Origin of the sequence: Streptomyces sp. NPDC020490 (assembly GCF_044335305.1) — a bacterium.
In the GTDB taxonomy this organism is placed as follows: Bacteria; Actinomycetota; Actinomycetes; order Streptomycetales; family Streptomycetaceae; genus Streptomyces.
The window spans coordinates 118,072-135,802 of sequence record NZ_JBIRUY010000018.1; the positions used below are offsets into that span (position 1 = coordinate 118,072).

The following is a 17,731-nucleotide window of genomic DNA, read 5'->3' on the forward strand; positions in this document are numbered from 1 at the left end:
GATCCCTCCAAGCCGTTGCCGGGTACTCTCGCGTTGGCTGAGGGGAGTTGCCGAGTGGTTCGGTTACGTGGACCTGTTCTGCGCACTCAGAGACTGGTGATGGAGCCGATCCGTCGCCAGGACAGCGACGATCTCTTCGAGGCTGTGGTCAGTCAGGACGGCGTCATGCGGTGGCTGGCGACCGGCCGGGCGGACAGCCGGTCCGCGGCCGAGTCCATGTGCGACGACCACGTCGCGCACTGGGCAAGGCACGGCTACGGCGACTTCGCGGTCAGGGACGCGGCAACCCACGCCTTCCTCGGACGGGTGGGACTGCGCAACCGGGCCCGGTACGGGACCGACCTCGGCTTCGCCGTGCATCCACGTGCGCAGGGCTGCGGCATCGCGAGAGAGGCAGGCCGCGCCTGCTTGGATCTGGCGTTTCATCGGCTCGCGCTCCCGGCCGTCTTCGCGTTCGTCCTGCCCGGCAACGCGGCCTCGATCGCCGTGCTGCGCCGCCTGGGTGCTCAGGAGGCAGGGACCGTCCGGTCCAGCGGCCTGCACTGTCTGCGGTACCGGTTCGACCCCACCGCCGAACCGGCAGCGACGGGGCGTGCGTTGGGCGACGGTGATGGCGGTGATGCGGAGCTCCGACTGCGCTATGCGCCCGGCCCGGGCGATCGGGAGGACGACGCCGCACTCCGCAGCGGTCTGCCCGACCCCTTCGACGTCAGCGGACTCGGTCTGGTCCGGGCGGACAAGGAACACACGCTCACGGCCGTCTGTGAGGGTCGGCCGGTGGCTTCTCTGGGATGGCTGCTGCGGGACATGGCGTTCGATGGCACACCGCGCCGTGTCGCCGGGCTGGGCAGTGTGCTGGTGCACCCTGCTCATCGGGGCCGGGGCATTGCCAGGACCATGCTCAGCGTCGCGGTGGAACACGCACGGGCCGCCGGGGCCGAGACGGTGATGCTGCTGTGCCGCCCGGAGCTGGTCCCGTTCTACACGCAGCTCGGATGGCGCCAGGTGTCTGCGCCGGTCAGCTTGCGGCAGCCCGCCGGTACCCGGCTCTGTCCCCTGACCACCATGACGTACGACCTGGCCGAGCTGCCTCGGCCCACCGTGAGCGTGGACCTGCTGGGTCTGCCCTTTTGACGCACTGGGCAGGAGGTTCACTAGTAGCCGCTGAGGAGCAGTCCCTCCTCCACGAAGCGCCAGACGTCCGTGTACGGGTCCCAGGCGTTCGGGTGGGGTGTGGAGTGACCGTCGTTGATTTTCTGAGCATGCTTTCTGGCGGTTCGGTACCGGCTGAGGTCGTCCTCGGTGACGGGGGTCAGCACCTGCTCATCACGGACGTGCTTCGATTGTTGCTCGGTGACCGTCCGCACGCCGCGCCCGTACGTCGCCGCGAAGCCGGGGCGGGAGCGCAGCCGGCTGTTGGCGTCGCCGCAGACCCCGCCGAAGGTGGCGGTGTAGTTGGTGTAGTGGAGCAGCCTCCACAGTTCGAAGCACGGGTGCGAGTAGGCGACGTGGACGCCTTCCTTCTCCGCGAGACTCAGGGCTTCGCGGATGCCCTGGTGGTCGTCACGGTCGAAGAGGACCCACACCTGGGGCCAGTTCCAGTCCTTGTCGCGCCTGAGTCCTGCGTCCTTGGCCTCGCGCTCGACCTTGCGCAGAGTGCGGACGGCTTCCTCGACCATCCGTAAGGGCTTGCGATGCTTGCCCTCGGCGTTGGGGTTCGCGATGTGGTGCTGGACCCGTCCGGCCCGCATCGGCCCACGTGCCGTTTCGGACGATGATGTCGATGTACTCGGGCTCGGTCACCTCGCCCTCGGTGTAGACGTAGACCTGCCGCGCCCGGCCGACCCTGCCTTTCGCGCCGCCGCCCTTCCTGCGGGAGACGCTGTCCCCTCCCCGTGCCCTCGCCATCAGAGCCCTTCCGTCCCCGTCCGTACGTCGTCGTCCGCCGGGCCGATGCCCAGCGCGGCTGTCTCCTCCGTGCGCAGCAGCCGCCGCCCGACCTGCCCCTCCGACACCCTTGGAACGGCGCCGAAGGATCCCGCGAGGTAGGAGGACATCAGGTCCTCCTCGGCCGTCGGTTCCCAGTCGGCGACCGAGGTCAGGGTCGTGGCGCCGCGCTCGTTCTTCTCGGTGAGCCAGATCTGGCCCGGGTGCAGCAGCCGTCCGCCGGCGGGTGTTCGCAGGAGGGAGAGATCGTGGGCGGTGAAGACGAGCTGTGCGCCCTTGCGGTTGAGCCACGGAGCCTGGAAGAGGCGTACGACCTCGGCGGCGAAGCGCGAGTGGAGACTTGCGTCGAGCTCGTCGACGAGGAGGACCGCCCCGGTGTCGAGGGCGAGCAGCAGCGGGCCGATCAGAGCGAACCAGGAGCGGGTCCCCCAGGACTCCGCCTCCCAGTCGAGCACGGTCTGCTCACCGCCACCCTCGTGGACGAGCCGTACCAAGGGCCTTCCGGAGGACGTCTGCTCGACCTCCACCCCGGCGATGCCCAGATCCGCGACCTTCAGGAGCTCTTCGGCCCGGCGTCGGAAGTCGGCGTCACGCAGCAGCCGCAGGGCCGTGTATTCCTCGCGCTGGGTCCGCTCGGTCTCGGGGGTGACGTCCCAGAAGTTGTTCTTGAACCAGTCGAAGACGGGCGTGAGCTGCTCGTGCCCGTCGTTCGCGGCGCGGGTCAGGAGCAGGGCGTCCCGGCGGGTGGTGCGGGCCAGGCGGGCCCGGTCGCGCAGCCGGTCGCCGGGGAAGTCGAATTCCTTCTCCCGGCCGGCGTCCCGTTCGAACCACACCTGGCGGCGGCCCTTGGGATAGGCGTAGAGCCACTCGGCTTCCACCCTGCGCTGCCCGAGTTCGAAGCCGTACGTCCAGCGCACCCGATCGGCGAGGACGAAGTCCGCCTCGTACAGGGATGTCTCGGCGGCGGCCTTGGGGTCCAGGGCGAATTCTTCGCGGGGGATGTTGTCGTAGGAGGTCCAGTCGGCGTAGGACCGGAGCACACAGCGGCGCATGTTCCGCAGCGCGGCGATCAGGTTCGACTTGCCGGAGGCGTTGGCGCCGAAGACACCGAGGACGGTGTGGACGGGGAGCCGTCGGCCGTCGGAAAGCTCCGTGTCACGTGCGGTGGCCCGCTCGTTCTCGTCGTCCTCGGGTGCGACGAACGACAGTTCCTGCTCGTCGCGCAGGGACCGGACATTGGCCACCCGGAATCTCAGCAGCATCCCGCATCCTTCACGACGGACAGAGTGGGCGCCTCCCCGGCCCGGTCGGCACCGCGGAGGGCGGGACGGCCGGGCGGGTTCTCCGCACCGGCCATCCCATCAGATCTCCGGACCCCTGGGAGGGATGACTCAGAGGAACGAGTTGATCTCGATCGTCTCGTCGCGGCCCGGGCCCACGCCGATCGCGGAGATCGGGGCGCCGGACATCTCCTCCAGCGCCTTCACGTACGCCTGGGCGTTCTTCGGCAGGTCGGCGAAGGTCTTCGCCTTGCTGATGTCCTCGGACCAGCCCGGCAGCATCTCGTAGACCGGCTTCGCGTGGTGGAAGTCGGACTGCGAGTACGGCAGCTCCTCGACCCGCTTGCCGTCGATCTCGTACGCCACGCAGACCGGGATCTGCTCCCAGCCGGTGAGGACGTCGAGCTTGGTGAGGAAGAAGTCGGTCAGGCCGTTGACCCGGGTCGCGTAGCGGGCGATCACCGCGTCGAACCAGCCGCAGCGGCGGTCGCGGCCCGTCGTGACGCCCCGCTCGCCGCCGATGCGTCGCAGCGCGGCGCCGTCGTCGTCGAAGAGTTCGGTGGGGAAGGGGCCGGCACCGACTCGGGTCGTGTACGCCTTGAGGATGCCGATGACCCGGCTGATCTTCGTCGGGCCCACGCCGGCGCCGGTGCAGGCGCCGCCCGCGGTCGGGTTGGACGACGTGACGAAGGGGTACGTGCCGTGGTCGATGTCGAGGAGGGTGCCCTGACCGCCCTCGAACAGCACGACCTTGTCCTCCTCCAGCGCCTGGTTCAGGACCAGGACGGTGTCGGCGACGTACGGCGCGAGCTTCTCGGCGTAGCCGAGCAGTTCCTCGACCACCTGGCCGACGGCGATCGCACGCCGGTTGTAGAGCTTGGTGAGGATCTGGTTCTTGACGTCGAGGGCCGCCTCCACCTTCTGGGTGAGGATCGACTCGTCGTACAGGTCCTGGACCCTGATGCCCACGCGGTTGATCTTGTCGGCGTAGGTCGGGCCGATGCCGCGGCCGGTCGTGCCGATCTTGCGCTTGCCGAGGAAGCGTTCCGTCACCTTGTCGACCGTCACGTTGTACGGCGTGATGACATGCGCGTTCCCGCTGATCAGGAGCTTGGACGTGTCGACGCCACGCTCGTTCAGACCGCTCAGCTCGGAGAGCAGGACCGACGGGTCGACGACGACGCCGTTACCGATGACCGGCGTACAGCCGGGAGACAGGATTCCGGAAGGGAGGAGGTGCAGTGCGTACTTCTGGTCGCCGACGACGACCGTGTGGCCGGCGTTGTTGCCGCCCTGGTATCGCACTACGTAGTCCACCGAGCCACCGAGCAGGTCGGTCGCCTTTCCCTTGCCTTCGTCACCCCACTGAGCACCGAGCAGCACAAGTGCGGGCACGCGCGTACACCCCTTCCGGGCGGGGCATGTCCAAGGTCGGGGGCGTGGGCGTAAGGTTCACCGCCGCGTACCACCGCGACCGCCGTGGTCGCACAACCGTCGGACCGGATGCCCCGGAATAGACGAAGCCCCTGGCGCAATAGCGCAAGGGGCTCTTGCACAAAGATGCTACCCGAGGAAGCGAGGCAGGACCGAGGTGGCGACTTCAGCGACTCCCGATCAGCTGCTGGTGGTCATCGATCCGGTCGCCCGGCGGACCGACGGAGAGTCGGTCCGCATCGCGAAAGACGTGCTCAGCGCGGGTGCGTCGACGAAGCTGTGCCTTCCGGAGGGCCCCGAGGAATTCGCCCGGGCGCTGCTGCGCAGGGGCTCGCGGCGGCCGGTGGTGGTGGGTGACGACCGCGCGCTGATGCGCGCGGTGACGGTGCTGCACCGGCAGCGGGAGCTGGCCGGGTGCGTGCTGTCGGTGGTGCCGGTGGGCGGCACGCTCTCCGTGGCGCGGTCCCTGGGCGTGCCGACGGGGGCGGTGGCGGCGGCGCGGGCGGTGCTGGACGGGGCGGAGCGGCGGCTGGACCTGCTGGTCGACGACAGCGACGGGGTGGTGCTGGGCGCGCTGCGGATCCCGCCGGTGCTGCGGCAGCCGCCCGCCGCGGTCGCCGGACATCCCTGGCTGCGGACCTGCCAGTCCCTGGTGCGGACCCTGGTGCCGGCCCGCCCGGCCCGCGAGACGCCCCTCCCGGCGCCGCGGCCCGCCCGGCTGCGGGTGGAGGTCGACGGGGTGACGCTGGTGGACCTGGACCAGCCGCTGGAGGCGGTGTCGGTGACGCCGGGCTGCACCGGGGTGGCCGAGGTGGAGGTGCGGCCGCTGTCGGTGGGCGCGGAGGCCTCGCCGCTGCGGTCGGAGGGCCGCACGGTGACCGTGTCCGGCGTGGACTTCCGCTACCGGGCGGACGCGGCGGTGGCGGGCCCGGTGCGCCGGCGGACGTGGACGGTCTGGGAGAGCGCCTGGCGTCTCACACTGCCGGGGCCGGCGGCGTAGCGGGGGGCTCGAAGCCGGCGGTGTCGAGGAGGCAGTCGAAGGGCTGCGGAAGGGGCAGCTTCTCGCCGAACGGCTTGGTGCAGCGGGACTCGTAGCCCTTGGCGGACGGGGTCGAGAAGACGGTGACCTGCTTCTCCTGCATGTCGAGCAGCAGATAGACGGGGATGCCCGCCCTTCCGTAGAACTCACCTGACCACCGGGCCGCCCGGCATCCGGTACCTGGCCGGTCACCAGCCCAGCGCTCCCGCTTGTCGGCACCGGCTACCTCGCCGCACCGGCCGACGCCTGGCTTCTCGGCGTTGAACTCGCCACCGAGAAGCCAGCCTGCACTTGGACCGGCAGCCCGCTGGCTGGAGGCTGTGCTGTCCTTCCGGCCTTCCGGCCTTCCGGCCTGGCGGCCTGCTCTGCCGCCGAGTCACCGAGCCGCAGGCCGCAGGCGTCGGGCCGTGAGCCACGGGGCTCGGGCCGTGAGCCACGGGCCCCAGGCCGAGCGGGCCGTAGGCCTTCCGGGCTCAGGCCGTCATGTCGCGGCGTCGCAGGCCCGCCAGGCCCGCTGCCAGCAGGGCCACCGCGAGGGCGAGCAGGATCAGTACCGGCGCCCACTCCATGTCGGCGCCCGGCAGCTTCGGCAGGTGGCCGAAGGGGGAGAGGTTCAGCACCGCCTGCGGCGCGTCCAGCGCCGGGCCGACCCAGCCGATCAGCAGGACCGCGCCCGCGACGCCCCAGGCCGCCATCGCGGCCCGCGGCAGCACCCCGTACAGCAGGACCGCCAGTCCGCCGATCACCCACACCGCCGGGAGCTGCACGAGGCAGGCGCCGAGGATCGGTCCGGCCTCCTTGCCGTAGCCGGCGATGAAGCCGAGCCCGGCGATGAGCATGATCAGGGCGGAGCCGCCGAAGGCGACGAGCAGGTGGCCGGTGGCCCAGCGCAGCCGGCCCACGGCGTTCGCCAGGACGGGTTCCGCCCGGCCGGACGTCTCCTCGCTGTTCAGACGCAGCACGGAGGCGACGATGTACAGGGAGGCGACCAGCCCCAGCATCCCGATCATCGACGCCAGGAAGGCGTCCGTCAGCCCGGACTGGCCGCCCATGCGCTCGAAGATGTCGCGGGCGCCCTGGTTGTCGCCGATGAGGTCGGCCACACCGTCCGTCAGCCCGCCGTAGACGACCCCGGCGAGGAAGAAGGCGATGCTCCAGCCCAGCAGGCTGCCGCGCTGGAGCCGCCAGGCGAGGGCCGCGGCGGTGCCCATCCGGCCCTGCGCCGGTCCCGGCCGGGTCGGCAGGAAGCTCATGCCGATGTCGCGGCGGCCGGCCAGTTCGTAGGCGACCGCGGCCTGCACGGCGGCCGCCAGCACGAACACCAGCAGCACCCACCACCGTTCATCGGCGAAGGACCGCAGGTTCTCCAGCCAGCCCAGCGGCGACAGCCACGTCAGCACCGACGAGCCGTCGTCGGTCGCCGAGTCGCCCGCCGCGCGCAGCACGAAGGCCGCGCCCAGGGCCGCCGAGGTCAGTCCGCGGGCGAGCCGCGCGCTCTCGGTCAGCTGGGCGACGATCGCCGCGAAGGTGGCGAAGACCATGCCGACGCCCGCGAGGCCGAGGCCGAACGCGAGGGCGCCGGAGGCTCCCTGGCTCGCGAGACCGCCCGCGACCAGCAGCGCCAGGACGCCGTTCGCGACCGCCGCCGCGAGCAGGGACGCCGTCAGCGGGGCCCGCCGGCCCACCATCCCCGACGCGATCAGTTCCTGGCGTCCGCTCTCCTCCTCGTCCCGGGTGTGCCGTACGACGACGAGCAGGCTGGTCGCCGCCGCGAGGAGGCCCGCGTAGGCGCCGGCGCGCCATGCCGTCAGCGCGCCGATGGAGGTGTCGAAGACCGGGCCGGTCAGCGCGCGGAAGGAGGTGTTGGTCGTGATCTGGCGGACCAGGTCGGCGCGTTCGGCCGCGGTGCCGTACAGGCCCTTCAGGGTGTTCGGCATGGAGAGGATCATCATCGCGTTGACCGCGACCCAGGCCGGGATCATCACCCGGTCGCGGCGCAGCGCGAAGCGCAACAGGGTTCCGGTGCCCGCCAGTTGGCGGGAGCCACCGCCCGGCGCCCGTACCGCGAGAGTGGTCATCGGGACACCTCGTCCTGGTAGTGCCGCAGGAACAGCTCTTCCAGCGTGGGCGGGGTCGAGGTCAGGGACCGCACACCCGACTCGCTCAACTGCTTCAGCACGCCGTCCAGTTTGTCGTTGTCGACCTGGAGGCGGACCCGGCGGCCCTGGACGTCGAGGTCGTGCACGCCGGGCAGGTGCGCCAGCCCGTTGGGCGGGCCCGCGAGTTCGGCGATCACGCTGGTGCGGGTGAGGTGGCGCAGCTCGATGAGCGAACCGCTCTCCACGGTGCTGCCCTTGCGAATGATGCTCACCCGGTCGCAGAGCTCCTCGACCTCGCTGAGGATGTGCGACGACAGCAGGACGGTCCGGCCGCGCTCGCGCTCCTCCTGGACGCAGCTCTGGAAGACCTCCTCCATCAGCGGGTCGAGGCCGGACGTCGGCTCGTCCAGGACGAGCAGGTCGACGTCCGAGGCGAAGGCGGCGACCAGGGCGACCTTCTGCCGGTTGCCCTTGGAGTAGGCGCGGCCCTTCTTCGTGGGGTCCAGCTCGAAGCGCTCGATCAGCTCGGCGCGCCGCCGCGGGTCCAGCCCCCCGCGCAGACGGCCGTAGAGGTCGATGACCTCACCGCCGGAGAGGTTGCGCCACAGGGTCACGTCACCGGGGACGTACGCGATGCGGCGGTGCACCTCCACGGCATCCCGCCACGGGTCGCGGCCCAGCACCTGCGCGGCGCCGGAGTCGGCGCGCAGCAGGCCGAGGAGGACGCGGATGGTGGTGGACTTGCCGGCGCCGTTCGGGCCGAGGAACCCGTGGACCTCGCCGGTCGCCACTTCCAGGTCGAGCCCGTCCAGGGCGTGGGTCTTGCCGAACGACTTGTGCAGTCCGGAGACGGTGATGGCCTTCGTCATGCTTCAGAAGATACGCTACCTTCAGAAATTTGTGAAGATACAGAATGGTCTGAATGCTCGGTAAGCTAAGAGGATGACGGACTACTCGAAGGCGGTCCCTGACGCGATCCCGAACGCGACGGAGCGAGACCCTGAAGGGGTCTCGCGTTTTGTCGAGCACTTCGCGGCGCAAATGGTGGAGGCGGGGCTGTCACGCATGCCGGCCCGGGTCTTCGCCGCGCTGCTCGCCTCCGACGACGGCGCCCTGACCTCGGCCGAACTCGGCGATCAGTTGCAGATCAGCCCCGCGGCGGTGTCCGGGGCGGTGCGCTACCTGGCGCAGGTCCACATGCTCTCCCGCGAGCGGGAACCCGGCTCCCGGCGGGAGCGGTACCGGGTGCACAGCGACCAGTGGTACCAGGCGCTCACCAACCGGGGAGCGATCATCAAACGCTGGGAGGACGCCATGCGTGAGGGAGTGACCAGCCTCGGCGCGGAGACCCCGGCGGGCCGCCGGCTCGCCGAGACCCTCGCCTTCTTCGAGTTCGTCGAGCAGGACATCGCCGAGATGATGGAACGCTGGCGAGCCCACCGCGAGAAGCTGTACGGAGAGTGACGGGACGGTTTCAATTCCTTGTGACCGGTCGGCTACTCCGAGTTCCGGCTGGTCTGCGGCAGAGGGAGGGCGCATCATGACCTTGATGAGTGCGTGTACCCGAGTGCCGGTCAGCGCACGGCGCCGGCGAGGGCGTTCGGGTGTGCTCGGGTCGTCTTCGACGACGCGCTTCACGTCCGTGAGGACGCCCGCGCCGCCGGGCTGCCGTTCGTCGCCTCCGGCGAGCTGTCCAGGCGGCTCACCGCGTCGAAGAAGACACCGGAACGGGCCTGGCTCGGCGAGGTTTCCTCGGTGATCCTCCAGCAGTCCCTTCGCGACCTGGACGCCGCCTACCGGAGCTTCTTCGACGGCCTCAAGGGCAAGCGGCCCAAGACGGGACCGCCCCGCTTCAAGTCCGAGCGGGACACGCGGCAGGCGATCCGCTTCACCGCGAACGCCGGATGGAAGATCGCCACCGGCGGGAAGCTGCGGCTTCCGAAGGTCGGCGACGTGGCCGTGAAGTGGTCGCGCACCCTGCCGTCCACCCCCACCACGGTGACCGTGATCAAGGACAGCGCCGGTCGTTGCTGCCTGCGGGGCCGTCCTTGACCGTGACATCAACGCGGCGGTCAACGTCGCCAAGGCGGCCGGACTGGCCGTGTCAGCCTGCGGAGCGCGGGTAAGACCGGGACTCGTCCCGGCACAGCGCGGTGAAACAGGAACCCACCCGAAGCCCCAGCCGGTGACCACCGGCAAGCAGGCGGGAATCTCCGTCCTTCAGAGCGGAGAGGAAGTCAATTGCAGGGCTTTCAGGCCGCGGATGACGAAGTCGGGTTTGCGTTCCGGTTCCGCCGCCAGGGTCAGGGTCGGGGCCTGTTCCAGCAGGGCCCGCATCGATGCCGCCAGCTCGATGCGGGCCAGCGGCGCGCCGATGCAGTAGTGGATCCCCGCGCTGAAGGAGATGTGCGGGTTGTCCCGGCGGGTGATGTCCAGCGTCTCCGGCGCGGCGAAGACCTGCGGGTCGTGGTTGGCGGAGCCGAAGAGCATGGCGATCTCCGCACCCCGCGGGATCGTCGTGCCGTCGATCTCGATGTCGTCCAGGACCCAGCGCTCGAACAGCTGGAGCGGGGTGTCGAAGCGCATCAGCTCCTCGACCGCCGACGGGACGAGGGAGTGGTCCGCGCGCAGCGCCGCCAGCTGGCCGGAGTCGCGCAGCAGCGCCCGCCAGCCGTTGACCGTGGCGTTCACCGTGGCCTCGTGGCCGGCGTTCAGCAGCAGCACCGCGGTCGAGATCATCTCCTGTTCCGTCAGCCGGTCGCCCTCGTCGTGCGCGGCGATCAGCCCGGAGATCAGGTCGTCGCCGGGGTGCTCGCGGCGCTCGGCGATCAGGTCCCGCAGGTAGTCGGAGAACTCGACCGACGCCCGCACCGCCCTGCCGGCCGTCACCTCGGACGGGTTCAGCTCGTACATCCCGCAGATGTCCGCCGACCAGGGCCGCAGCAGCGCCCGGTCCGCCTCCGGGATGCCCAGCATCTGCGCGATCACCGCCACCGGCAGCGGCTCCGCCACGTCCGTCAGCAGGTCGCCGCCGCCCGCCGCCACCAGGCCGGCCACCAGCTCACCGGCCAGCCGCTCGACGTACGGGCGCAGTGACTCCACCGTGCGCGGGGTGAACGCCTTCGACACCAGCCGCCTGATCCGGGTGTGGTCCGGCGGCTCCAGGTCGAGCATGCCGTGGTCGTTGAGCACGTGGAACGGCTCGTGCTCCAGCGGGGGCGGCGTGCGGCCGAACTCCTCGTGCCCGAAGCGGTGCAGGTAGGTCCGGCCCAGGCGCCGGTCCCGCAGCAGCGCCGAGACGTCCGCGTGGTGCGGCACCAGCCACTGGTCGCTGGGCTCGTAGTAGTGCACGCGGCCCCGGGCGCGCAGTTCGGCGTAGGCGGGGTAGGGATCGGCGACGAACGCCGGGTCCCACGGGTCGAAGGCTGCCATACGGCGACGCTAGCCCGGCCGCCCCGCGCTGACCAGAGGCGCCCGGACAGCCGCACCGGGCCCGTTCAGCCCGGCGTGACCAGCCTCGCCTCGTACGCGAACACCGCCGCCTGCGTACGGTCCCTGAGCCCCAGTTTCACCAGGATGCGGCTGACGTGCGTCTTGATCGTCGACTCGGCGACCACCAGCCGCCCGGCGATCTCCGCGTTGGACAGCCCCTGCGCGATGAGCACCAGCACCTCCGTCTCCCGTTCCGTCAGGTCGCCGTAGGCCGCGTGCGCGGACGACAACGGCCGCGGGGCCTCGGACAGCTTCGAGAACTCCGTGATCAGCCGCCTGGTCACCGACGGCGCGAGCAGCGCCTCGCCGGACGCCACCACCCGTACGCCTTCCGCGAGTTGACGGGCCGATGCGTCCTTGAGGAGGAAGCCCGACGCGCCCGCCCGCAGCGCCTGGTACACGTACTCGTCCAGGTCGAAGGTGGTCAGCACCAGCACCTTCGCCGCGCCGTCCGCGGCCACGATCTCCCGCGTCGCCTCGATGCCGTTCATCTCGGGCATGCGGATGTCCATCAGCACCACGTCCGGGGCCAGTTCGCGCACCCGGTCCACCGCCTCGCGCCCGTTGACGGCCTCGCCGACGACCTCGATGTCCGGCATCGCGTTCAGCAGCACCGAGAAGCCCTCGCGCACCATCATCTGGTCGTCCGCGACCAGGACGCGGATGGTCATGCTCCGTCCTCGCCGGCCTGGGCGACCGGCAGGAACACTGTCACCTCGTAGCCTCCGTCGTCCGACGGGCCCGCGGTCATCTCGCCGTCCAGCATGGAGACCCGCTCGCGCATGCCGGTGACGCCGTGTCCCGCGCCGGGCGAGGGCTTGACCAGCGACGGCTCGGGCGGCGGGCCGTTGACCACGCGCAGCCCCAGGCCGCCCAGCACGTAGCCGATCTCCACCCGGGCGCCCGCGCCGGGCGCGTGGCGCAGGACGTTGCTCAGCGCCTCCTGCACGATGCGGTACGCCGACAGCTCCACACCCTGCGGCAGTTCGCGGACCGCGCCGGTGACCGCCTTCTCCACGCCCAGACCCGCCTCGCGCACATTGGCGAGCAGCGCGTCCAGGTCGGCGAGGGTGGGCTGCGGGGCGTCCGGGGCCTGGTAGTCCTCGGCGCGGACCACGCCCAGGACGCGGCGCAGTTCGGCCAGCGCCGCCACCGCGTTCTCCCGGATCGTCGCGAACGCCTTCTCCAGCTCCGGCGGCGGGTTCTCCACCCGGTACGGGGCGGCCTCCGCCTGGATGGCGACGACCGACATGTGGTGGGCGACCACGTCGTGCAGCTCACGGGCGATGGTCGTGCGCTCCTCCAGCAGCGTGCGCCGGGAACGCTCGTGCTCGGTCACCGTCTGCTGGGCGGTCACCTCCCGCACCGCCTGCCGGCGCACCTGGAGGACGGCCACGGCCAGCAGCACCAGCGCGGAGACGACCAGCAGCGGTCCGGTGGCCGACGTGTAGGGCGAGCCGAACAAGGCCTCGACGCCGAATCCGTACACCGCGGTCACCAGCCACATCCACGCCGCCGTGCGCGGCCTGGTGCGCAGCGCCACGACCGTCAGCACGACCAGGTGGCAGACGATGCTGCCCGGCTGCCACGGCCAGCCGCCCCCGCCGCTGGCGAACAGGTCGGAGACCGGGGCGGCGGCGAGCGAGCACCAGAACGCGCCGACCGGCCGCAGCAGCGTCAGCAGGACCGGGCCCAGCGTCAGCACGGCCCCCAGCAGCGCGCCGAGGCCGTTCCCGACGTCCGCCGAGACCATGGCGACGGCCGCCCCCAGCAGTCCGACGGCCACCACCAGGGCGTGCGGCGTCCAGACCGCGTACTCCCGCCGGATGCGCGCGGGCAGCCGCCTGGTCAGCGGGCCGTCGACGGCCATGGGGGGCAGCGGGCGATAGGCGAAGGCGTCGTGGAACAGGTCCTGCCGCAGCCCGCGCAGGGCGTCCGCGGCCAGCCGGAACTCCGCACTGCGGGGCCCGCCCGCGCCCGGAGCCGGCGTCGGCTGCGTCTGCGTCGGTGTCGTCTCGGTCACGCCGCACACGGTAGGCGGGGACGGCAAGCGCCGTCGTCCCCTGTGAGAAGGGTCCTGCCCCGTCCTCCTCAGGTACTACGGGAGGTCAGCGCCGTGGGCGACCGCGTCACCACGCCAGCTGGGCGATCTCCTCCGCCACCACCGCGCAGGCGTCCGCCGCCGGGTCGATCAGCGGGAAGTGGCCGACGTCCTCCAGGAGCGTCAGGCCCACCACCTCGCCGGCCTTCGCCGCCGCGTCCGCGTAGGACTCGGCGACCGCCTGCGGCACGTCGACGTCGGTGCGGCCCTGGACCAGCGTGGTCGCGATGCCGGTGGGCAGCAGCAGCGCCGGATCGGCGTACGGGCGGCGCTCGGCGAACGCGTCGTCGCCGCCCAGGAACTGGCGCGCGGCACCGCCGCACACGTCCAGCTTGTCGGCGACCTCGAAGTCGGCGATCGGGGCGAGGGCGACCACGCCGCGCAGCGGCGCGGGACGCTCGGTGCGCCAGGGGGCGTCGTCGGGCAGCAGGTGCCGCGCCGCGGCCCACAGGGCGAGGTGCCCGCCGGCCGAGTGGCCGGTGACCACCGTGCGCCGCGGGTCGGCCTGCGGCAGCGCCTCGCGTACGAGCCCGGGCAGCGCGTCCAGCGCCGCCGCCACGTCGTCGAACGTCTCGGGCCACCGCCCGGCCGCGGGGCCGCCGCCCGCCTCGCCCCTGCGGTACTCGACGCTGGCCACCGCGAAGCCCCGGCGGGCCAGGAAGGCCGCGAACGGGGAGATGTGCCGGCGGTCGTACGGCGCCCGCCAGGCACCGCCGTGCACCACGGCGACCAGCGGGGCGGGAGAGCCGGGGACCTGCTCGCGGCGCGGGGCGTAGAAGTCGATCACCTGATCGGGGTGGTCACCGTACGCGGCGGTGGCGTCGGGATCGACCGCCGGGTGCGAGAAGGCCGACTCCTCTTCCGCGGCGGCACGGGATGCTGCGGACGCGTCCGGCATGCTCCAACCTCTCAGCGACGATGGGGGGTACCCCCAGGCTTGCGGCGCTGGGGGAGGCTTTGACGGACCAGGTGGGGTTCGGCCGTTGGCGGGGACGGTATCAGGCCGGTGACATGGGCGGACACCGGGATGTGACGCCCGGTCAGGGATGCACGGTTCTGTCCCGTCCCGTCCGCCGCCGAACGGCCGCCGGGGCCGGCCCGGACGCGGACGCGCCAGAACCGGCGCCGGCCCGGACCGGCCGGACTCCGACGAGCCCGGACCGGCCCGCCGGCCGCTACGCCGGCACCTCTCCCAGTACCTCTCCCAGCACCCGGGCCGCCCGCTCCACGTCCCCGAACCCGACGTACAGCGGCGTGAAACCGAAACGCAGCACGTCCGGGTGCCGGAAGTCGCCCACCACCCCTCGTTCCACCAGCCGCTTCATCGCGTCACCGGCGATGGGGGCACCTCCCGCTCGAGCGAAGTCGAGAGTGGGGGAGCAGCGCAGCGCGACCTGACTGCCGCGCTCCTCGTGGCGCACCGGCGTCAGGGACTCCACCCGGCCCGGCGCGACGTACTCCGCCACGCAGCGCAGGAAGAAGTCGGTCAGCGCGAGGGACTTGGCCCGCACCGCCTCCATCCGCACCCCGTCCCAGACCTCCAGCGCCGCCTCCAGGGCGAGCATGGACAGGATGTCGGGGGTGCCGACGCGGCCACGCACGGCGCCGGGGGCCGGCGCGTAGTCCGGCCGCATGCCGAAGGGCTCCGCGTGGGAGTTCCAGCCGGGCAGCGGCGAGTCGAAGCCGTCCTGCAACTCGCGGCGCACATACAGGTAGGCGGGCGAACCCGGGCCGCCGTTGAGGTACTTGTACGTGCAGCCGACCGCCAGGTCGACGCCGTGCTCGTCGAGCCCGACCGGCAGCGCGCCCGCGCTGTGGCACAGGTCCCAGACCGCGACCGCGCCCGCCGCGTGCACGGCCGCGGTCAGCGCCGGCAGGTCGTGCAGCCGTCCGGTGCGGTAGTCGACGTGGTTGAGCAGGACGGCGGCCGTACGGTCGGACAGCGCCGCCGGCACGTCCGCGGGCGCCACCGGACGGAGCGTGCGCCCGGTCAGGCGCGCCGCCGAACCGGCGATGTAGCCGTCCGTGGGGAAGGTCGTCGCGTCGACGAGGATCTCGTCCCGGCCCTCACCGGCCAGCCGCACCGCCCCCACCAGGGCCTTGAAGACGTTCACGCTGGTCGAGTCGCCGACGACGACCTGCCCCGGCGCCGCCCCGACCAGCGGGGCGATCCGGTCGCCGATCCGTTCCGGCGCCGTCCACCAGCCGCTCTCCTCCCAGGACCGGATGCGCAGCTCGCCCCACTGCCGCCGCACGACGTCGTCCAGCCGCCCGGGGACGGTCACCGGCAGCGCGCCGAGCGAGTTGCCGTCCAGGTAGACGGTGTCGCCGGCGTCCTCGAGCACGAACCGCTCGCGCAGCCCGGCCAGTTCGTCGGCGGCATCCAACTCCGCCGCCTGAGAAGTGAGTTCAGACATGGGACCGCGCCGTCCACAGCTCGGGGAAGACGTTCTTCTGCGCGCGCTTCTCCAGCCAGGCCACCCCGGCCGAGCCGCCGGTGCCGGGCTTCGCGCCCATCGCGCGGCGGGTGGCGACCAGATGGTCGTTGCGCCAGCGCCACACCAGTTCCGCCACGTCGGACAACGCCTCGCCCAGCCGGGCGAGTTCGTCGCTCTCGTCGCCGCCGTAGACCACGGCCCAGGCGGCCTCCACGGCCTCGGACGGCTCGTGGCGCAGGGAGACGTCGCGGTCCAGCACCGCGTCGGGGATCGCGTGGCCGCGCCGGGCGAGCAGCCGCAGCACCTCGTCGTAGAGGCTCGGCTCGTGCAGCGCCTTCTCCAGTTCGGCGTGGACGCGGGGCGCGCCACGGTGCGGCACCAGCATCGACGCGGACTTCTCGCCGAGCAGGAACTCCATCCGGCGGTACATCGCCGACTGGAAGCCGGACCCCTCGCCCAGGGCGCCGCGGTAGGAGTTGAACTGCGCGGGCGTCAGCTGCCCGAGCGGCTTCCAGGAGGCGTTCAGCGCCTCCAGCTCCCGCACGGACCGCTTCAGCGCGGCGATCGCGGTCGGTACGTCGTCGCCGCGCAGGGCGCGGGCCGCAGTCTCCCACTCGTGGACGATGACGGTGAACCACAGCTCCATGACCTGGGTCGTGACCAGGAAGACCATCTCTCCGGGATCGTCGGAGAGGGTGTGCTGGAGGTGGGTGAGCACGTCCGCCTTGACGTAGTCCTCGTACGGCGTCGTACCTGCGAAGTCGAGATGCGGGGTCTCGGGCGCGTGGGCCTCGTGTGACATCGCTGTCTCCTGTTGTTGCTCCGGGTAGCGGTCCGCCCCTGCCGTTACCGACACGGGGGCCCCGGTCCCCGCCGGGCATCTTCTTCGATGGTCCGCCGAAAAGGCAAGGCCCGCCCGAACACGTCAGGCGGGCCGGGCGTGGGCCGGACGGTCAGCCCAGGGTCTGGGCTGCCGCAGGTGAGGAGTCCTTCAGGAACTGGGTGCAGCGCTCGTACTCCTCCTGCTCGCCGATCGCCTGCGCGGCGCGGGCGAGGGCGTGCAGGGCGCGCAGGAAGCCGCGGTTCGGCTCGTGCTCCCAGGGCACCGGCCCGTGCCCCTTCCAGCCGGCCCGGCGCAGCGCGTCCAGGCCCCGGTGGTAGCCCGTGCGGGCGTACGCGTACGACTCCACGACGCTGCCCCGCTCGAACGCCTCGTCGGCCAGCTGGGCCCAGGCCAGCGACGACGTGGGGTACTTGGCGGCGACGTCGGCGGGCGCGGCGCCGCTCGCCAGCAGCTCACGCGGCTCCGGGTCGTCGGGGAGGCGGGTCGGGGGCGGACCCCCGAGAAGGTTCTCGTGAATGGCCATGCCCCCAGTCTGCGCCATCCGCCTCCGGCGGACCCCAGCGCCCACCACGCCCGCCACAAGTGCCTGCGCCCCCGCCCGCCCACCACGGGCGGAGCCGCGACGACACCGTCCGGCCCGGCGGCCGCCGCCACGACGGCCCCGGCGATCCGTCCGGCCGCGCGGGCCGCCACGCCGCGGACACACCGCGGGAGGCCGGCCGGACAACGGCCATCGCCCGGGCACGCAGGAGCCCGACGCCGTGGCCGGGCACCCGGCTCACGGCCAGGCACCGCCGACGAGCACGGCGCGCCCCCCAGCGATCCGTCCGGCCACGCGGACGACCACACTTCGACGGACCCCGGACGGACGGCTGCCAGTCGTCCGGCCGCACGGACGACCACACTTCAACGGACCATGGACGGACGGCTGCCAGTCGTCCGGCCGCGCGGACGACCACGCTTCAACGGACCCCGGACGGACGGCTGCCGGCCCACAGCCGACACCGCCCGCCGGGCCCACCAGCGGCGTCCACGACCTCCCGGGGTGAGGCCGGCA

At 72.2% G+C, this 17,731-nt stretch carries 16 protein-coding genes and 1 pseudogene; 4 read left to right on the forward strand and 13 right to left on the reverse strand.

Annotated elements, in window-relative coordinates; translation table 11 throughout:
* Positions 1–99 precede the first annotated feature (99 nt).
* Entirely contained in the window at positions 100–1,134 is a 1,035-nt protein-coding gene (locus ACH4ZX_RS20315; protein WP_398274267.1) for a GNAT family N-acetyltransferase, read from the forward strand.
* Between the two features lie 20 nt (positions 1,135–1,154).
* Here ACH4ZX_RS20315 and ACH4ZX_RS20320 read toward each other — a convergent pair whose 3' ends face one another.
* From ACH4ZX_RS20320 to ACH4ZX_RS20330, 3 genes are all read right to left on the reverse strand, one after another.
* On the reverse strand, positions 1,155–1,751 hold the full coding sequence (locus tag ACH4ZX_RS20320) for an RloB family protein (RefSeq protein ID WP_398274270.1): 597 nt from the start codon (positions 1,749–1,751) through the stop codon (positions 1,155–1,157).
* A gap of 156 nt (positions 1,752–1,907) precedes the next feature.
* Positions 1,908–3,209 (reverse strand): ATP/GTP-binding protein, encoded by a 1,302-nt coding sequence (locus ACH4ZX_RS20325; RefSeq protein ID WP_398274273.1) that lies wholly within the window; start codon positions 3,207–3,209, stop codon positions 1,908–1,910.
* A gap of 129 nt (positions 3,210–3,338) precedes the next feature.
* Positions 3,339–4,622: an adenylosuccinate synthase gene (locus ACH4ZX_RS20330; RefSeq protein WP_360745625.1), complete on the reverse strand. Its 1,284-nt coding sequence runs from the start codon at positions 4,620–4,622 to the stop codon at positions 3,339–3,341.
* A 196-nt stretch (positions 4,623–4,818) separates the two neighbouring features.
* On the opposite strand from ACH4ZX_RS20330, the gene ACH4ZX_RS20335 reads away from it, so the two are divergent.
* On the forward strand, positions 4,819–5,661 hold the full coding sequence (locus ACH4ZX_RS20335; RefSeq protein ID WP_398274276.1) for a diacylglycerol kinase: 843 nt from the start codon (positions 4,819–4,821) through the stop codon (positions 5,659–5,661).
* On the opposite strand, the pseudogene ACH4ZX_RS20340 reads toward ACH4ZX_RS20335, so the two are convergent.
* The 3 genes and pseudogenes from ACH4ZX_RS20340 to ACH4ZX_RS20350 all read right to left on the reverse strand — a co-directional run.
* Positions 5,636–5,848, reverse strand: a pseudogene (locus ACH4ZX_RS20340) (Uma2 family endonuclease); the annotation flags it as partial. The gene ACH4ZX_RS20335 and the pseudogene ACH4ZX_RS20340 overlap by 26 nt on opposite strands.
* 325 nt (positions 5,849–6,173) lie before the next feature.
* Positions 6,174–7,778 carry an ABC transporter permease gene (locus ACH4ZX_RS20345; RefSeq protein ID WP_398274279.1) on the reverse strand — a complete coding sequence of 535 codons (1,605 nt, stop codon included), beginning with the start codon at positions 7,776–7,778 and terminating at the stop codon, positions 6,174–6,176.
* A complete protein-coding gene (locus tag ACH4ZX_RS20350; RefSeq protein WP_398274282.1) occupies positions 7,775–8,668 on the reverse strand; it encodes an ATP-binding cassette domain-containing protein in 894 nt (297 codons plus the stop codon). Before ACH4ZX_RS20350 ends, ACH4ZX_RS20345 begins: the two co-directional genes overlap by 4 nt.
* A 73-nt stretch (positions 8,669–8,741) precedes the next feature.
* On the opposite strand from ACH4ZX_RS20350, the gene ACH4ZX_RS20355 reads away from it, so the two are divergent.
* Positions 8,742–9,263 (forward strand): GbsR/MarR family transcriptional regulator, encoded by a 522-nt coding sequence (locus ACH4ZX_RS20355; protein ID WP_398274285.1) that lies wholly within the window; start codon positions 8,742–8,744, stop codon positions 9,261–9,263.
* A 93-nt stretch (positions 9,264–9,356) separates the two neighbouring features.
* On the forward strand, positions 9,357–9,851 hold the full coding sequence (locus ACH4ZX_RS20360) for an RNA-guided endonuclease InsQ/TnpB family protein (RefSeq protein ID WP_398274288.1): 495 nt from the start codon (positions 9,357–9,359) through the stop codon (positions 9,849–9,851).
* A gap of 168 nt (positions 9,852–10,019) precedes the next feature.
* Here ACH4ZX_RS20360 and ACH4ZX_RS20365 read toward each other — a convergent pair whose 3' ends face one another.
* From ACH4ZX_RS20365 to ACH4ZX_RS20395, 7 genes are all read right to left on the reverse strand, one after another.
* Positions 10,020–11,231 carry a cytochrome P450 gene (locus tag ACH4ZX_RS20365; protein WP_398274290.1) on the reverse strand — a complete coding sequence of 404 codons (1,212 nt, stop codon included), beginning with the start codon at positions 11,229–11,231 and terminating at the stop codon, positions 10,020–10,022.
* 65 nt (positions 11,232–11,296) lie between these two features.
* Positions 11,297–11,962, reverse strand: coding sequence for a response regulator (locus ACH4ZX_RS20370; RefSeq protein ID WP_398274293.1), 666 nt, complete (start codon positions 11,960–11,962; stop codon positions 11,297–11,299).
* The gene (locus ACH4ZX_RS20375; protein WP_398274296.1) at positions 11,959–13,314 is read right to left on the reverse strand and encodes a sensor histidine kinase; all 1,356 of its coding nucleotides are present in this window, start codon (positions 13,312–13,314) and stop codon (positions 11,959–11,961) included. Before ACH4ZX_RS20375 ends, ACH4ZX_RS20370 begins: the two co-directional genes overlap by 4 nt.
* A 106-nt stretch (positions 13,315–13,420) precedes the next feature.
* Positions 13,421–14,290: an alpha/beta hydrolase gene (locus ACH4ZX_RS20380; RefSeq protein WP_398274299.1), complete on the reverse strand. Its 870-nt coding sequence runs from the start codon at positions 14,288–14,290 to the stop codon at positions 13,421–13,423.
* Positions 14,291–14,567: 277 nt separating this feature from the next.
* Positions 14,568–15,809, reverse strand: a complete 1,242-nt coding sequence (kynU, locus tag ACH4ZX_RS20385; RefSeq protein WP_398274302.1) for a kynureninase — start codon at positions 15,807–15,809, stop codon at positions 14,568–14,570.
* Complete coding sequence (locus tag ACH4ZX_RS20390) at positions 15,802–16,632, reverse strand: tryptophan 2,3-dioxygenase family protein (protein ID WP_398274305.1); 831 nt, start codon at positions 16,630–16,632, stop codon at positions 15,802–15,804. The genes kynU and ACH4ZX_RS20390 overlap by 8 nt, the downstream gene beginning before the upstream one ends.
* 151 nt (positions 16,633–16,783) lie before the next feature.
* Complete coding sequence (locus tag ACH4ZX_RS20395; RefSeq protein WP_398274308.1) at positions 16,784–17,197, reverse strand: DUF3151 domain-containing protein; 414 nt, start codon at positions 17,195–17,197, stop codon at positions 16,784–16,786.
* Positions 17,198–17,731 lie beyond the last annotated feature (534 nt).

What these genes read in the sequence shown, in the direction of transcription:
- ACH4ZX_RS20350 (WP_398274282.1), bottom strand. Translation starts at nt 8,668, where the DNA reads ATGACGAAGGCCATCACCGTCTCCGGACTGCACAAGTCGTTCGGCAAG.
- ACH4ZX_RS20365 (WP_398274290.1), bottom strand. Translation starts at nt 11,231, where the DNA reads ATGGCAGCCTTCGACCCGTGGGACCCGGCGTTCGTCGCCGATCCCTAC.
- ACH4ZX_RS20345 (WP_398274279.1), bottom strand. Translation starts at nt 7,778, where the DNA reads ATGACCACTCTCGCGGTACGGGCGCCGGGCGGTGGCTCCCGCCAACTG.
- ACH4ZX_RS20355 (WP_398274285.1), top strand. Translation starts at nt 8,742, where the DNA reads ATGACGGACTACTCGAAGGCGGTCCCTGACGCGATCCCGAACGCGACG.
- ACH4ZX_RS20370 (WP_398274293.1), bottom strand. Translation starts at nt 11,962, where the DNA reads ATGACCATCCGCGTCCTGGTCGCGGACGACCAGATGATGGTGCGCGAG.
- kynU (WP_398274302.1), bottom strand. Translation starts at nt 15,809, where the DNA reads ATGTCTGAACTCACTTCTCAGGCGGCGGAGTTGGATGCCGCCGACGAA.
- ACH4ZX_RS20320 (WP_398274270.1), bottom strand. Translation starts at nt 1,751, where the DNA reads ATGCGGGCCGGACGGGTCCAGCACCACATCGCGAACCCCAACGCCGAG.
- ACH4ZX_RS20390 (WP_398274305.1), bottom strand. Translation starts at nt 16,632, where the DNA reads ATGTCACACGAGGCCCACGCGCCCGAGACCCCGCATCTCGACTTCGCA.
- ACH4ZX_RS20395 (WP_398274308.1), bottom strand. Translation starts at nt 17,197, where the DNA reads ATGGCCATTCACGAGAACCTTCTCGGGGGTCCGCCCCCGACCCGCCTC.
- ACH4ZX_RS20380 (WP_398274299.1), bottom strand. Translation starts at nt 14,290, where the DNA reads ATGCCGGACGCGTCCGCAGCATCCCGTGCCGCCGCGGAAGAGGAGTCG.
- ACH4ZX_RS20325 (WP_398274273.1), bottom strand. Translation starts at nt 3,209, where the DNA reads ATGCTGCTGAGATTCCGGGTGGCCAATGTCCGGTCCCTGCGCGACGAG.
- ACH4ZX_RS20315 (WP_398274267.1), top strand. Translation starts at nt 100, where the DNA reads ATGGAGCCGATCCGTCGCCAGGACAGCGACGATCTCTTCGAGGCTGTG.